The organism is Streptomyces sp. LBL (assembly GCF_029893585.1).
Taxonomy (GTDB): Bacteria; Actinomycetota; Actinomycetes; order Streptomycetales; family Streptomycetaceae; genus Streptomyces.
The window spans coordinates 93,628-109,130 of the sequence record NZ_JARXYX010000028.1 but is presented as its reverse complement, the minus strand read 5'-3'; the positions used below and the strand labels follow the sequence as shown (position 1 = coordinate 109,130).

At 71.5% G+C, this 15,503-nt stretch carries 8 protein-coding genes; 3 read left to right on the top strand and 5 right to left on the bottom strand.

Annotated features, from left to right (window positions below):
• Nucleotides 1-170: 170 nt before the first annotated feature.
• Nucleotides 171-428: a mycoredoxin gene (locus M2271_RS29930; protein WP_280890497.1), complete on the top strand. Its 258-nt coding sequence runs from the start codon at nt 171-173 to the stop codon at nt 426-428.
• A gap of 265 nt (nt 429-693) precedes the next feature.
• Here M2271_RS29930 and nudC read toward each other — a convergent pair whose 3' ends face one another.
• The 5 genes from nudC to M2271_RS29905 all read right to left on the bottom strand — a co-directional run bounded on the left by nudC (nt 694) and on the right by M2271_RS29905 (nt 10,892).
• Nucleotides 694-1,638, bottom strand: a complete 945-nt coding sequence (gene nudC / locus M2271_RS29925) for an NAD(+) diphosphatase (RefSeq protein ID WP_280890496.1) — start codon at nt 1,636-1,638, stop codon at nt 694-696.
• A gap of 152 nt (nt 1,639-1,790) precedes the next feature.
• On the bottom strand, nt 1,791-3,203 hold the full coding sequence (locus M2271_RS29920) for a dipeptidase (protein WP_280890495.1): 1,413 nt from the start codon (nt 3,201-3,203) through the stop codon (nt 1,791-1,793).
• A 10-nt stretch (nt 3,204-3,213) separates the two neighbouring features.
• Nucleotides 3,214-6,816 carry an ATP-dependent DNA helicase gene (locus M2271_RS29915; RefSeq protein WP_280890494.1) on the bottom strand — a complete coding sequence of 1,201 codons (3,603 nt, stop codon included), beginning with the start codon at nt 6,814-6,816 and terminating at the stop codon, nt 3,214-3,216.
• A 106-nt stretch (nt 6,817-6,922) separates the two neighbouring features.
• Nucleotides 6,923-10,249 (bottom strand): ATP-dependent DNA helicase, encoded by a 3,327-nt coding sequence (locus M2271_RS29910; RefSeq protein WP_280890493.1) that lies wholly within the window; start codon nt 10,247-10,249, stop codon nt 6,923-6,925.
• A gap of 256 nt (nt 10,250-10,505) precedes the next feature.
• Complete coding sequence (locus M2271_RS29905) at nt 10,506-10,892, bottom strand: MGMT family protein (RefSeq protein WP_280890492.1); 387 nt, start codon at nt 10,890-10,892, stop codon at nt 10,506-10,508.
• 188 nt (nt 10,893-11,080) lie between these two features.
• Here M2271_RS29905 and M2271_RS29900 point away from each other — a divergent pair, with 188 nt between their 5' ends.
• Nucleotides 11,081-13,849, top strand: a complete 2,769-nt coding sequence (locus M2271_RS29900) for a lysylphosphatidylglycerol synthase transmembrane domain-containing protein (RefSeq protein ID WP_280890491.1) — start codon at nt 11,081-11,083, stop codon at nt 13,847-13,849.
• Nucleotides 13,850-13,917: 68 nt separating this feature from the next.
• Complete coding sequence (locus M2271_RS29895; RefSeq protein WP_280890490.1) at nt 13,918-15,468, top strand: alpha/beta hydrolase; 1,551 nt, start codon at nt 13,918-13,920, stop codon at nt 15,466-15,468.
• The last annotated feature ends 35 nt before the right edge of the window (nt 15,469-15,503 follow it).

The window sequence follows — 15,503 nt, the reverse complement described above, 5'->3', positions numbered from 1 at the left end:
GTTGTCCACAGGGAGGCACTCGCAGTCGTACTAATGCGGCAGGCGTCACGTCCGGCTCGTGCGGCGGGGGTCACTCCGGGTTGGGCGTGCAGACGGGAATGGTGACCCTTTCAAGTACGTTCCCTCACTGCGAGCACGCATCCCCAAGCCGTCGAAGGAGCACGAGACACATGCCGGGCACTGTGACGATGTACAGCACCACGTGGTGCGGCTACTGCCGTCGGCTGAAGAGCCAGATGGACCGCGAGGGCATCGCGTACGACGAGATCAACATCGAGCACGACCCGGCATCCGCCGCGTACGTCGAGAAGGCGAACGGCGGAAACCAGACGGTTCCCACCGTTCGGGTGGTTCCCTCCACGGGTGGCAGCGAGGTCGTCATGACGAACCCGAGCCTTGCCCAGGTGAAGCAGGCTCTCAGCGCCTGACCCCCGGGAGTGCACGAGACCCCGCCCAAGGATCATGGGCGCGGGTCTCGTCGCTGTCCGGTCGCTCAGCAATACGGCTGCTGGTCGGTCAGTGCCGCCGCTGTGCCGTACCGACGGTGCTGTTCCCGGACGGTACGACGCTCAAGGAGCCCTCGCCGGCCCGGGTCAGGCAGAGGATCGGCGGGTGAAGCACCGCTCGGTGTGCGGAGGGCGGCTCCTGACGTGCTCGGGGCGCCCTCCGCGTATGGCTCAGGCGGTGAGCGCCTCAGACGAAACTGCGGGTCGGCAGCGGCTTGCCGTACCAGAGCTCGATCAGGCGAGCCGCGATCGAGATGCCGTACGGCGGGAGCACCTCGCCGGAGTCGAAAGCGGCGCGCAGTTCGTCGCGGGAGAACCAGCGGGCCTCGTGGATCTCATCGCCGTCGACGTTGATGTCGGTCGAGGTGGCGCGGGCCATGAAGCCCAGCATGAGGCTGGACGGGAAGGGCCAGGGCTGGCTGGCGACGTACTCGACCGGGCCGATGGTGATGCCGGCTTCCTCGAAGACCTCGCGGCGCACCGTCTGCTCGATGGACTCGCCGGGCTCGACGAAACCGGCGAGCGTCGAGAAGCGGCCTTCGGGCCAGTGGACCTGGCGGCCCAGCAGGATGCGGTCGTCCTCGTCCGTGACGGCCATGATCACGGCGGGGTCGGTGCGCGGGTAGTGCTCGGCGCCACAGGCCGGGCAGCGACGGATGTGACCGGCCGCGGCGATGACCGTGCGCTCGCCGCAGCGGGAGCAGAAGCGGTGCGTGCGCTGCCAGCTCTCCAGGCCGACGGCGTGCACCATCAGGCCGACCTCACGAGGCGACAGGAGCAGACCGGCCTCGCGCAGGCCCGCCGGGCGCGCGGACTGGTCGATTCGGCCGGGAAGCGCGTCCTTCTGGAGGGCGAAGTAGCGCACGCCGTCCTCGTCGATGCCGAGGAAGTAGCGGTGTGCCTCGGTGAGGGGCGCCTCGAAGGACGGGGTCATCACGAGTTCGGTGTGGCCGTCCGGCGTCTCGTCGATGAGTACCTGGCCGCCGGAGACCACGAAGCAGCGGGTCGTGGGGTGACTCCACGCCGCCGCGAGCCAGGCCTCGTCGAGCCTGTGGTGGGCGGCGCGGTCGATGCCGCTCGGGGCGGTGAGCGAGATGGGACGGTCGGCGGTGTGATCGGTCCAGGTGGTCACGGGTACTTCCAACTCCCCCGGTGGAAAGGGTGTTTCGCGGGCAGTTCGGCGGGACGTACGGCGGGAGGCGACCGGGTCCGGCAGGGTGGGGCTACGGGACAGCTCTTCCAGTGTGCCGCGCGCTCCATGCCGGTCGGGACGACTCGGGATGATCAGGGCGCATGGCTCCAGTGCTCCCCCAGGTCGTCCCACAGGTAGGCGCTGGTCTCGACGCCCTTGAGAAGCAGATCGAGCTCGACCTTCTCGTTCGGGGCGTGCCAGCCGTCGGACGGGACGGAGATGCCGAGGAAGAGCACGGGAGCACCGAGGACCTCCTGGAGGTCGGCAGCCGGCCCCGAGCCGCCCTCACGGGTGAAGCGGACGGGCTGTTCGAAGGCGCGGCTCATGGCGCGCACGACGGACTGCAGTGCCGGGTGGTCGAGCGGCGTCAGGCACGGACGCGTGGCGGCGAAGAAGGTGATCTCGCTGCGGATGCCTGCGGGCAGTTGCTCCTCGGCCCAGGCACGGACGATCTTCTCGATGTGGCCGGGGTCCTGGCCCGCGACCAGCCGGAAGGAGAGCTTCACCATGGCGGAGGACGGGATGATCGTCTTGCTGCCGGGACCCTGGTAGCCACCGCCGATGCCGTTGACCTCGGCGGTGGGGCGGGCCCAGATGCGCTCCAGAGTGGTGTGACCGGCCTCGCCGTGGGTGGCGTACGACCTGGCCGTACGCAGCCACTCCTGCTCGTCGAAGGGCAACTCGGCGAAGAGTTCGCGGTCCCGGTCGGTGAGTTCCACGATGCCGTCGTAGAAGCCGGGAACGGCCACGCGCGCGTGGCCGTCGTGCAGAGCGGCGACGAGGCGGGCCGCGGCGGTGACCGGGTTGGGGACGGCGCCGCCGAAGGAGCCGGAGTGGATGTCCTGGGCGGGGCCGTGCAACCGGATCTCGCACTCGGCGAGGCCGCGCATCCCGGTGCACACCGTGGGAGTGTCCTCGGACCACATTCCGGTGTCGGAGACGATCACAGCGTCGGCGGCCAGCCGGCCCGCGTTCTCCTCGACCAGGGCGCGGAAGTGCGGGGAGCCGGACTCCTCCTCGCCCTCGATCAGCAGCTTGAGGTGGACGGCGGGGGCGGTGCGGCCGGTGGCGGCGAGGTGGGCGCGGACCCCGAGGGTGTGGAAGAACACCTGCCCCTTGTCGTCGGCCGCCCCGCGCGCGTAGAGGCGGTTGTCGCGGACGACGGGTTCGAAGGGCTCGTTGTCCCAGCCGTCCTCGCGGGCGGCGGGCTGCACGTCGTGATGGCCGTAGACCAGGACCGTGGGCGCTCTGGGGTCGGCTGAGGGCCACTCGGCGAAGACGGCCGGCGCGCCCGGTGTCTCCCAGACCTCCGTGGTGGGGAAGCCGGTCTCCCGGAGCTTGGCGGCGAGCCAGTCGGCGCTGCGGCGTACGTCGGGCGCGTGGTCGGGCTGGGTCGACACGGACGGGATGCGCAGCCACTCGGCCAGGTCGTCGAGGAAGGCGGCGCGGTGCCGCTCGATGTACGTACGGACGGCGCTGACGGCACCGTCAACGGGCTGGCTCATGGTCACGAGCCTATCGGCCCGCAGTGACATCCTCGCCGTGCGGTCCCTCACCCTCCGGCTCCTCCAGGAGGAGTCGCTCCAGTGCCGGCCGGTCCGGCAACTCGTCCGGTCGTACGACCTCCCCGCGGCGCACGTACAGGAACGTGGCCGTGACCGCCTCCAGGGGGACGCCCTGCTGCTCGGCCCAGGCGAGCCGGTACACCGCGAGCTGGAGCGGGTCGGCGGTATGGGAGCGATTGGTCTTCCAGTCGACGATCTCGTAGGTCGCCTCCTCGCCGTCGCCCTCCTTGTAGACGGCGTCGATACGGCCCCTGACCATGCGGCCGGCGATCGCGAGCTGGAAAGGAGTCTCCACGCGGTAGGGCGTGCGCCGGGCGTAGTCGGTGCGCTCGAAGGCGTCCTTGAGTGCCTCCAGGTCGCGTTCGTCGGCGATCTCCGCCTCGCTTCCGGGCAACTCCTCCGGCTGCAGCATGGGCAGGGTGAGCGCTTCGAAGCGGGACTCGACCCAGGCGTGGAAGCGGGTGCCTCGGCGTGCGGCGGGCTGCGGCGGGCGGGGCATGGGTCGGGCCAGTTCCTGGGCGAGGCCGTCGGGGTCGGCGGCCAGCTGCAGGAGTTGGGACGCGGTGAGCGATGCGGGCAGGGGGACGTCGGTGACGCTTTGCCGGGCGCGCAGGAGTTCGCCGGTGAGGGCGTCGAGGTCGCGGTCCCAGGAGGCGATGGTGCGGGCCTCGTCCGAGGTGAGGGGCGCATTCTCGTGCTCGGCGGGGTGGGGGCGCGCGAGCTCTCGGTGGAGACGCGCGGGTTCCGCGTGGGGGTGTTCGGTGATGTCAGGGGCGGTGCCCGGGGCTGCTGCCTGGTGCGGGACGGTCGGGCGGTCCTGGGTCCAGTCGTCCCAGTCGGCGGGGTCCTCCCCCGCGAAGGGGACGTCCGCGACGAACGGATCCTCCTCGGGGAAGGGAGGCTTCTCGTAACGGGCGTCCTCGTAGCGGACGTCCTCGTCCTCGTAGCGGACGTCCTCGGAAAGGGGATCGTCCTCCGGCGGAACCGGCCAGTCCGGGTCGTCGTAGGTGTCCGGGTCGTGCGTGGCCGCGGGGTGGCCGTCCGTGTGGGAGGCGAGGTGCTCCAAGTGGGTCAGGACGGTCTCGGCAGCCGCCCGGCGCCGAGCCAGGGCCCTGTCGCCCAGAGGCAGGGGCCACACCTGGTCGGCGGACTGCCGGTGCAGGACGGGGTTCTCCCGGCCCTCGGCGGGCTCGTCCGCCCAGGCCTCGATCTCACCGTACCCGGCGGCGCAGTGCTCGTAGAGGGCCTGCAGGAAGTCGGAGGGGCCGCGTGGCTTCTTCTGGGAGGGTCCCCACCAGTGGCCGGAACCGAGGAGGAGGGAGCGGGGGCGGGTGAACGTGACGTAGCCGAGACGCAGTTCCTCGGTGTGCTGGTGTTCCTTCATGGCCTCCTGGAAGGCCTTCAGTCCCCGGGAGTCCCAGGAGGCGACGTCGGGAAGTGTGTCGGCGTCCCCCCGCAGTTCGTGCGGCAGCACCTTGCCCTGGGAGGTCCACTTCTCGCGGCCCTGGCTGCTGGGAAAGGTACCGGTGACCAGGCCGGGGACGGCAACGACGTCCCATTCCAGGCCCTTGGACTTGTGCGCCGTGAGCACCTTGACGGTGTTCTCGCCGCCGGGCAGGGCGTTGTCGAGGCCCTTCTCGTACTGGGCGGCGGTGCGCAGGAAGGCGAGGAAGGCGAGCAGGGTCGCCTCGTTGTCGCCGGCCGCGAAGGAGGCGGCGACGTCGAGGAAGTTCGACAGGGTCTCGCGGCGGCGGGCGGCCAACGCGTGCGGGGAGGCCGAAAGTTCGACCTCGAGACCGGTGACGGCAAGGACGCGGTGCAGGACGTCCATCAGAGGATCGGCCAGGGAGCGGCGCAGGTCGCGCAGTTCGGTGGCCAGGCGTGCGAACCGCACGCGGGCGTCCGGGGAGAAGGGCAGTCCGTCGTCGTCCCCGTCGCGGTCGAACGGGCTCTCCAGGAACGTGTCGAGGGCGTCCGCGAGCGATGTCACCTCGGACGGGTCGACTCCCTCGACGGCCTCGGCGAGCCTGCGGTCCAGGTCGCCGTCGCCGTCCACGCGCGCATGGGACACCAGGAGCCGGGCGCGCCGCCCCAGGAGAGCGAGGTCGCGCGGGCCGATGCGCCAGCGCGGTCCGGTCAGCAGCCGGACGAGGGAGGCGTTGGCGCCGGGGTCCTGGAGGACCTCGCAGACGGCGACCAGGTCGGCGATCTCGGGCAGGTGCAGCAGCCCGGACAGGCCGACGACCTCGACGGGGATGTCCCGGGCGACGAGTGCGCCCTGGATCTCGCCGAAGTCGGTGGCCGTACGGCACAGGACGGCGATCTCGCCGGGAGCCTTGCCCGTGTGCACCAAGTGCGTGATGGAGTCGGCGATCCAGTCGATCTCCTCGGTGTGGGTGGACAACAGAGCGCAGCGGACCATGCCGTCGCGTTCGGCGCCGGGGGCCGGGCGCAGGGCCTCCACGCCCGCGTGCATGGCGCGCAGGGGCTCCGCCAGGCCGTTGGCGAGGTCAAGGAGGCGGCCGCCGCTGCGGCGGTTCTCGCTGAGTGCCTGACGGTTGGCGAGGCGACCGTCGGAGTCGGCGAAGTGCTCGGGGAAGTCGTCGAGGTTGGCGACGGAGGCGCCGCGCCAGCCGTAGATGGCCTGGCAGGGGTCACCGACGGCGGTGACCGGGTGGCCGGTGCCGGCGCCGAACAGGCCCGCGAGCAGGATGCGCTGGGCCACCGAGGTGTCCTGGTACTCGTCGAGGAGTACGACGCGGAACTCGTCGCGCAGGATCCGGCCCACGTCGGGAATCTGCGCGAGGCGCGCGGACAGGGCGATCTGGTCGCCGAAGTCGAGCAGGTCGCGTTCCCGTTTGGCGGCGCGGTAGCGGACCACCAGATCGGCGAGTTCGCGGCGGGCGGCGGCCGTCTCGGGAACCTTGCGCAGATCGGCGTTGGTGAGCTTGGCGCCCTCCAGGGTGCGCAGCAGCTCGGCGTCGTACGCGCGCAGTTCCTCGGGTCGTACGAGGTGTTCGGCGAGTTCGGCGTCGAGCGCGAGGAGGTCGCTGACCAAGTCGGCGAAGGAACGGGTGAGCGCCGGGTAGGGGCCCGGTGCCGCGCGCAGCACCCGCGCGGCGAGCTGGTAGCGGGTGGCGTCGGCGAGCAGGCGGGAGGTCGGCTCCAGCCCGATACGCAGGCCGTGATCGGCCAGAAGGCGGCCCGCGAAAGCGTGGTACGTCGAGATCACCGGCTCGCCCGGCGGGTTGTCCGGGTCGATGACGTCGGGGTCGGTGACACCCGCCCTGACCAGTGCCTTGCGGACGCGCTCGGCGAGTTCGCCGGCGGCCTTGTTGGTGAAGGTGAGGCCGAGCACCTGTTCGGGGGCGACTTGGCCGGTGCCGACCAGCCACACCACACGTGCCGCCATGACCGTGGTCTTGCCCGAGCCGGCGCCGGCCACGATCACCTGCGGGGCGGGCGGCGCGATGATGCAGGCCGTCTGCTCCGGCGTGAACGGGATGCCGAGAAGCTCCTTGAGCTGATCGGGGTCAGTGATACGGGCAGGCATGTCGGAGAGGCTAGCTGCGGCCACTGACAGTGGCCGCCAACATCACCCTCGGAGCCGGGAGATACGCAGGTCAGCCCGTCTGGTGCGACCGGTCACACCCGTGTGCTCACTCCACGACGTGCCGTCCCTCGGGCTGCGCGCTGCACGACGCCCGGAACGCGCAGTGCGTGCAGTGCTGGCCGGAGCTGGGCGTGAACCGTTCGTCGAGGACCTTGCCTGCGGCCGTGGCCAGCAGGTCGCCGACCCACTCGCCCTCCAGCGGTTCCTGTGCCTGCACCTTGGGCAGGGTCTCGCCGCCGTCCCGCCTGGCGGCGCCCTGACGCAGCTGGACGAGTTCGGCGCCGCCCGGTTCGGGACGGACGCCGTCGAAGGCCTCGTCGACGGCGCCCTCGCGGACGGCGAGTTGGTAGACGGCGAGCTGGGGGTGACGCTCCACCTCCTTGGCGGTGGGCGCCTGTTTGCCGGTCTTGAAGTCGACGACGTAGGCACGGCCCTCCCCGTCCGCCTCGACGCGGTCCATGGAGCCACGGATGCGCACCTCGTAGTCGCCGGCTTCGAGGGTGACGTCGAAGTCGTGCTCACTGGCCACCGGCGTCCGCCCGGTGCGGTCCATGACGTGCCACTGCAGGAAGCGTTCGAGCGCCACGCGCGCGTTGTCCTTCTCCTGCGACGACTTCCATGGCGCGTCGAAGGCCAGCGCGTTCCACACGGAGTCGAGGCGTTCCATGAGCACGTCGAGGTCGGCGGGGGTGTGCCCGGAGGCGACCTCGTCGGCGAGGGCGTGCACCACGTTGCCGAAGCCCTGGGCGACCGTGGCGGGTGCGTCGGCCTTCACCTCGCGGCCCAGGAACCACTGCAGGGCGCAGGTGTGGGCGAGTTGGTCGAGGGCGCTGCCGGAGAGGACCACGGGCTGATCGCGGTTGCGCAGCGGCACCCTGCTCTCGGTCGGCTCGAACATGCCCCACCACCGGTAGGGGTGAGCGGACGGCACCAGCGGGCGGCCGTCCTCGTCGCAGAGCGCGGCGAGCCGGGCCAGGCGGCGCGCGGCAGCCTCCCTGAGGGGGTCGGACACGCGCGGGTCGACCGTGGTGGCGCGCAGTTCGGCGACGAGGGCGGCGACGGACAGCGGGCGGCTCGGGCGGCCGGTGACGTCTCTGGGGTCGACACCGAGCTCGGTCAGGAAGCGGGAGGGCTGGTCACCGTCGTCCGCAGGAGCCTTCACCGCGGTGACGACGAGACGCTCACGCGCGCGGGTGGCGGCCACGTAGAACAGGCGGCGCTCCTCGGCGAGCAGCGCTCCGGGGGTGAGCGGTTCGGCGAGGCCGTCGCGGCCGATGCGGTCGGCTTCCAGCAGGGAGCCGCGGCGGCGCAGGTCCGGCCACAGGCCTTCCTGGACGCCCGCCACGACGACAAGGCGCCACTGAAGGCCCTTGGAGCGGTGCGCGGTCATCAGGCGGACGGCGTCGGGGCGTACGGCTCGCCGGGTGAGGGTGTCGGCGGCGATGTCCTCGGCGTCGATCTCTTCCAGGAAGTTCAGGGCACCGCGGCCGCCGGTGCGTTCCTCCGCGCGCGCGGCTGTGGCGAACAACGCGCAGACGGCGTCCAGGTCCCGGTCGGCGTTGCGTCCCGCCGCGCCGCCGCGCCGGGCGGCTCGCTCCAGGCGTGTGGGCCACGGCGTGCCCTCCCACAGGTCCCACAGCGCTTCCTCGGCGGTGCCGCCGCCCGCGAGGCGCTCACGGGCCTTCCTGAGCAGCGCACCGAGCCGCTGAGCGCCCCGCGCGTACCCGGGGTCGTGCACGGCCAGCCGTTCCGGTTCGGCCAGCGCCCGCGCGAGCAGTTCGTCCGAGGGCGGCGGCAGGGCGTTGCCCGCGGCTCGTTCCTCGTCGCGCAGGGCCCGTCCGAGGCGGCGGAGATCGGCGGCGTCCATGCCCGCGAGGGGGGAGGCGAGCAGGATCAGGGCGGTCTCGGTGTCGAGCCAGCAGGTGTCCGGCTCCGGTTCCTCGGAATCAGGATCGCCGGAGCTCTCTTCGGTGCGCGCCGCCTCCGCTGCGGCCACCACCCGCAGGGCGGTCAGCAGCGGCGCCACGGCGGGTTCGTGCCGCAGGGGGAGGTCGTCGCCGTCGATGTCCAGTGGGACGCCGGCCGCGGTGAGCGCGCGGCGCACCGTCGGGATGGAGCGGGCGCCCGCACGCACCAGGACGGCCATCTCGCTCCAGGGCACGCCGTCCTCCAGGTGTGCCCTGCGGAGGATGTCGGCGACGTTGTCCAGTTCGGTGCCGGGGGTCGGGTACGTGTAGACCTCGACGTGTCCGCCGTCGCGGACCGCAGTGAGCTCACGGTGGGCGCGCACCTTGTCGGCCGGAAGGCGGGTCAGTGGCATGCGCTGGGTCAACCGCCGGGTCGCGGTCAGCAGGGTGGCGCCGGAGCGGCGGGCGTTGCGCAGGACCTCCACGGGCGCGGGGCGGCCGCCCGCGCGCGGGAAGTCCCGCGGGAACTCCAGGATGCCGTTCACGTCCGCGCCCCGGAAGGCGTAGATCGACTGATCGGGGTCGCCGAAGGCAACCAGAGTGCGGCCGTCGCCGGCGAGGGTGTGCAGCAGCCTCACCTGTGCCGGGTCGGTGTCCTGGTACTCGTCGACGAAGACGGCGTCGTACTGGGCGGCGAGCCGTGCGGCGACCTCGGGGCGGCGGGCGAGGAGAACGGCACGGTGGACCAGTTCGGCGTAGTCGAGCACGCCTTGGAGGTCCAGCACGTCGAGGTACTCGGCGAGAAAGGCGGCTGCTGCGCGCCAGTCGGGGCGGCCGCTGCTGCGGGCGAAGGCGTCCAGGGTTGCGGGGTCCAGGCCCAGTTCGCGGCTGCGGGCGAGGACCGCGCGGACCTCGTCGGCGAAACCACGGGTGGTCAGGCAGGCGCGCAGTTCGTCGGGCCAGCGCACGTGCGCGAGGCCGAGCCGCTCCAGGTCGGGCTGGCCGGCGAGCAGTTCACGGACGGCGACGTCCTGCTCGGGGCCGGACAACAGCCTCAGGGGCTCGACGAACAGGTCGGTGTCCTGGTGGGCGCGGACCAGGGCATAACAGAACGAGTGGAAGGTGGTCGCCTGGGGCGAGCGGGCAGCTCCTATCCGCAGCGCCATGCGGTCGCGCAGTTCGACGGCCGCCTTGCGGCTGAACGTCAGCACCAGCACGCGCGCGGGGTCCCCTCCCCGGGCGATCCGCGCAGCCACCGACTCGACGAGCGTGGTGGTCTTGCCGGTGCCCGGACCTGCGAGGACGAGCAGTGGTCCGGTCCGGTGGTCAACCACGGAGCGCTGTGAGGCGTCAAGACGAGGGGGATCCATGCGGGCCGGCGGGGTACGCACCAGTCGGTAAGCGCCACGGTTCCCCTGTCGCACCTGGGTGTGCGACAGACGCCTGGTGGAGGAAGAGGAGCTCACGTGGTTCGCCGGTCCTGGTGGGTGTGCGGTGGGGACGACCTCCGCGCGGGGAGGTCGGTGATCGCGGGATGAGGGGGCGGGTGCAGCCGACGCTACGCCGACGAGCGGTGCGGAAGCAGGGCTTCCCCCTCTTCCTTCGGGGCACTCGCGGCACGTACGCCCCTCGCCCCACGAACGTACGGCATGCCTCGGACGTGCCCTGTTTCCCCCGTACGGACCTCAGGGTGTCCCTGGGCCGGTCCGATGGCGGAAGCTGTCAGTCGTGACCCTCCGCGCGCTCGCCGCCGTCCCATCGCGCCCGTCTCATGTCGACCCGCGGCTGATGGTCCTCGGCGGCTCTGCTTGCCTCCTTCAGGGGGGTGCCCTCCGTGCGGTAGCGCCCGAGCGCCTCCAGTTCGTGGCCCGGGAGCAGGACACCGTCCGCGCGGACGACACGCCACCACGGGACGACGCCTCCGTAGAGGGACATGACTCGCCCGACCTGGCGGGGGCCGCCCTCCTCCAGCCATTCGGCGATGTCGCCGTAGGTCATCACTCGGCCGGACGGAATCCGTTCGGCGACGTCGAGGACCCGTTCCGCGTACTCCGGCAGCGCGTCCGCGTGCTCCGCGCGGACTTCGTCCGGAAGGCTCTCCTCGCTCATCCACCCCATCCTGCCCCACCTCACCGACAATGTGACGCGCTCGTGACCGTGCGTGGTATCCGTCGCTCCGGGGCGGCGCTTCGGGCAGACTGTGCGCCCCGCAAGTGCACCCTGATTCCCCCGCGTGTCGGTGGGGCATGCCACCATCGTGCGGGCGGTGACCGGTGATACGAGATCAAGAAGAGGCGATGAAGCAGCAGGGTGCGCACCCCGAGGACGCGGAGGGCACCTCTGACGTTTCGTCGCGCCCGGGCGCCGGCGGGACGGGCGCGGAAGACACCGGCGACGCGGACGCCAAGGACACCGGGAAGAAGGCGGCGGGCCGGTCCGAGCCCGGTGTCGACGAGCCGGACGAGGTCTACGCGGACGAGGTCGAGGGCGACGAACCGCTGCTCCCCGCGCGCGTCCACCGGCCCTCCGATCTGATGCGGTTCCTGATCGGCGTGTTGGCCGTGGCGGTGCTTCTCGCGATCGCCGCGTTCGCGCACGGCACCACCTCGGGCCTCGAACAGGACATCAACAAGGGCACCGGCCAGGCACCTGACCTGGTCATCAAGATCGCAGGACTGGCCTCCAGCATCGCTATCCTCCTGGTGCCGGTCGCGTTCGCGATCGAACGGCTGATCAAACGCGACGGGCTGCGTATCGCGGACGGCGTACTCGCGGCGGTCCTGGCGCACGGCGTGACCCTCGCCACCGACCTGTGGGTCGCCAAGGCCGCCCCCGGGTCGATCCAGGATGCGCTCACCCAGCCCTCCCCCGGCGACATCCACGCCCTCACCGACCCGGTGCACGGCTACCTGGCGCCCGTCATCGCCTATATGACGGCGGTCGGCATGTCACGCAGACCCCGCTGGCGTGGGGTGCTGTGGATCGTGCTGATGCTCGACGCGTTCTCGATGCTCGTCACCGGCTACACGACACCGTTCTCGATCATTCTCACCGTACTCATCGGCTGGACCGTGGCCTACGGAACGCTGTACGCGGTCGGCTCGCCCAACGTCAGGCCCACCGGGCGGACCCTGATGGCGGGCCTCAGGACCGTGGGCTTCCGCCCGTTGAGCGCCGCCCGCGAAGAGGCCCCCGACACGCCGGAGAACGGCGACCGCGGCAGGCGCTACTTCGTCACCCTGGAGGACGGCCCACCGCTGGACGTGACGGTGGTGGACCGGGAGCAGCAGGCTCAGGGCTTCTTCTATCGTGCCTGGCGCAACCTGATGCTGCGCGGCTTGGCCACCCGCAGCAGCCTCCCGTCGCTGCGGCAGGCCCTGGAGCAGGAGGCTCTGCTCGCGTACGCGGCCATCGCGGCCGGCGCCAACGCACCCAAGCTGATCGCCACCTCCGAACTGGGCCCCGACGCCGTGATACTCGTGTACGAGCACATCGGCGGACGCACCCTGGACGCGCTCCCGGACGAGGAGATCACCGACGAGCTGCTGCACGACACCTGGCACCAGGTGCGGGCGCTGCAGTCCCGGCGCATCGCCCACCGGAGGCTGGTGGGTGACGCGATCCTGGTGGATCGTTCCGGCACGGTGATCCTCACCGACCTGCGGATCGGCGAGATCGCGGCGGGCGACCTGCTGCTGCGCATGGACGTCTCCCAGTTGCTGGTGACGCTCGGCCTGCGGGTCGGCGCCGAGCGCGCGGTCGCCGCCGCGCTGAGCGTGCTCGGGCCCGACGCCGTGGCCGACTGTCTGCCGATGCTGCAGCCCATCGCGCTGAGCCGCTCCACGCGCGCGACGCTGCGGAGAATGGCGCGGGAGCGGGCCGAGCGTGAACGCGAGGCCGTCCTGGAGGCGTCCCGGCAGGCCAAGCACGCCCGTCTGGAGTCCGCGCCGGACGACGACACCGCGCCCGTACTCGAAAAGCCCGGCAAGAAGGCCGTGAAGGCCGAGGCCAGGGCCGAGAAGCGGGCCATCGACGAGGCCGTGGAGGAAGCGCGGGAAGAGGATCTGCTCACCCAGATCCGCCACCAGGTGCTGCTGATCCGCCCGCAGGCTCCGGTCGAACCGGCCCGCCTGGAGCGGGTGCGGCCGCGCACGCTGATCAGTCTCATGGCCGGCGCCATCGGCGCGTACTTCCTGCTGACGCAGCTGACACACATCGAGTTCGGTCCGCTCGTCGCCCACGCCCAGTGGGGCTGGGTCGCCGCGGCCGTGCTGTTCTCCGCGGCGAGCTACGTCGCGGCGGCCATGGCCCTGCTGGGCTTCGTGCCCGAACGGGTTCCGTTCGTACGGGCCGTCGCAGCGCAGGTCGCGGGGTCCTTCGTGAAGATCGTCGCGCCGCCCGCGGTGGGCGGGGTCGCCCTCAACACACGCTTCCTGCAGCGCGCGGGGGTGCGGCCGGGGCTCGCGGTGGCGAGTGTCGGCGCGTCGCAGCTGTTCGGGCTCGGCTGCCACATCCTGATGCTGCTGTCGTTCGGCTATCTGACCGGCACCGAGAAGACGCCGTCGCTGTCGCCGTCCAGGACTGTCATCGCGGGCCTGCTGACGGTCGCGGTGCTCGTGCTGGTCGCGACCTCGGTGCCGTTCCTGCGGAAATTCGTCGCCACGCGCGTGAGGTCGCTGTTCGCGGGTGTCGTGCCGCGCATGCTCGACGTCCTTCAGCGGCCGCAGAAGCTGGTCACCGGCATCGGCGGCATGCTGTTGCTGACGGCCTGCTTTGTGATGTGTCTGGATGCCTCGATCCGGGCGTTCGGCGACGAGACGACCTCGCTCAGCATCGCCGGCGTCGCCGTCGTCTTCCTCGCGGGTAACGCGCTGGGGTCCGCCGCGCCGACGCCGGGTGGCGTGGGCGCGGTGGAGGCGACCCTGACCGTCGGACTGATCGCCATCGGCCTTCCCAAGGAGGTGGCCGCGCCGGCGGTGCTGCTGTTCCGGCTGCTGACCCTGTGGCTGCCTGTGCTGCCGGGCTGGCTCGCCTTCAACCATCTGACGCGCAAGGGCGCGCTGTAGCAATGCTGCGCTCCCTCGTACGGCCTGCGCCCCGAGCGTCCGCCCATGGACGGCTCCAGGATGGGAGCATGCCCCGCCCCTCCCGGCCGCGCGCCGCTGCCCTGTCCACCACCGTCCTGCTGCTGGCCACCGTGCTGGCGGGTTGCAGCGACGGTTCGCAGGACCAGGATCAGGATCTGTCGGCGCAGAAGCTGAGCTGGAAGGACTGTCCGCCGCCGTCCGCGGCGGCGGGCGGCGGGGACGCACCGTCTCCCCTGCCCGGCGGCCGGAAGTGGCAGTGCGCCACTCTGAAGGCGCCGCTCGACTGGGCCGCACCCAAGGGCGACACGATCGATCTCGCGCTGATCCGCGCGAAGGCGAGCGGCCCCGCGGGCAAGCGCATCGGCTCGCTCGTCTTCAACTTCGGCGGCCCCGGCGGCTCGGGCGTCACCACACTGCCGGCCTTCGGTGAGGACTACGCGACCTTGCGCACCCGCTACGACCTGGTGAGCTTCGACCCGCGCGGTGTCGGCCGCAGTGCTCCCGTGGACTGCCTGAACGACCCGCAGCTGAACGCGTACTTCCAGCAGGACGCCACCCCCGACGACGCTGCCGAGCGCACCGAGCTGCTGGACAACACCAAGGAGTTCAACGCGGCCTGCGAGGAGAACTCCAAGAGGGTGCTGCCGCATGTGCGCACCACCGACGCGGCCCGCGACATGGACCTGATGCGCCAGGTCCTCGGCGACGACAAACTGCACTACTTCGGCATCTCGTACGGCACCGAACTCGGCGGCGTCTACGCCCACCTGTTCCCCCGGCACGTCGGCCGCGCGGTGTTCGACGGGGTGGTCGATCCCACCCAGAACGCCGAACAGGGCTCGCTCGGGCAGGCCGAGGGATTCCAGCTCGCCCTCGACAACTTCGCCGAGGACTGCACCTCGAAAACCGAGGACTGCCCGATCGGCGACAGCCCGCAGGACGTGAAGAACCGCATCGCCACACTGCTCAAGAAGCTCGACAGCAAGCCGATCCCCGGCATCGCCCCGCGTGAGCTGACCCAGACGGCGGCGACCAACGGCATCGCGCAGGCCCTGTACTCCAAGGACTTCTGGGAGTACCTCACCGAGGGCCTCGATCAGGCGTACCACGGGAACGGCCAGACTCTGATGGCGCTGTCCGACTCGATGAACGGACGAAGCCAGAACGGCGAGTACAGCAACATCACCGCGGCGAACGTCTCCATCAACTGCGCCGACGACAGATCCCGCTACACCGCCGCCTACGTGGAGCGGAAGCTGCCCGAGTTCCGGGCCGCGTCGGCACTGTTCGGCGATTTCCTCGCCTGGGGCATGCTCAGTTGTACCGACTGGGCCGTGCCGGGGGCCGCCGACCATCCGGACGTGAGCGCGTCCGGCTCCGCGCCGATCCTCGTCGTGGGCAACACGGGCGACCCGGCGACGCCGTACGAGGGAACCCGGAGGATGGCGGACGAACTGGGCAAGGGCGTCGGTGTGATGCTGACCTGGAAGGGCGAGGGCCACGGTGCGTACGGCAGCGGGAGCGGCTGTGTGGACGCGACGGTGAACGCGTATCTGCTGAGCGGCACGCTGCCGAGAAACGGCAAGGTCTGTTCATGACGACGGCGGGGGGGGGGGGGGGGGGGGGCCGGGGG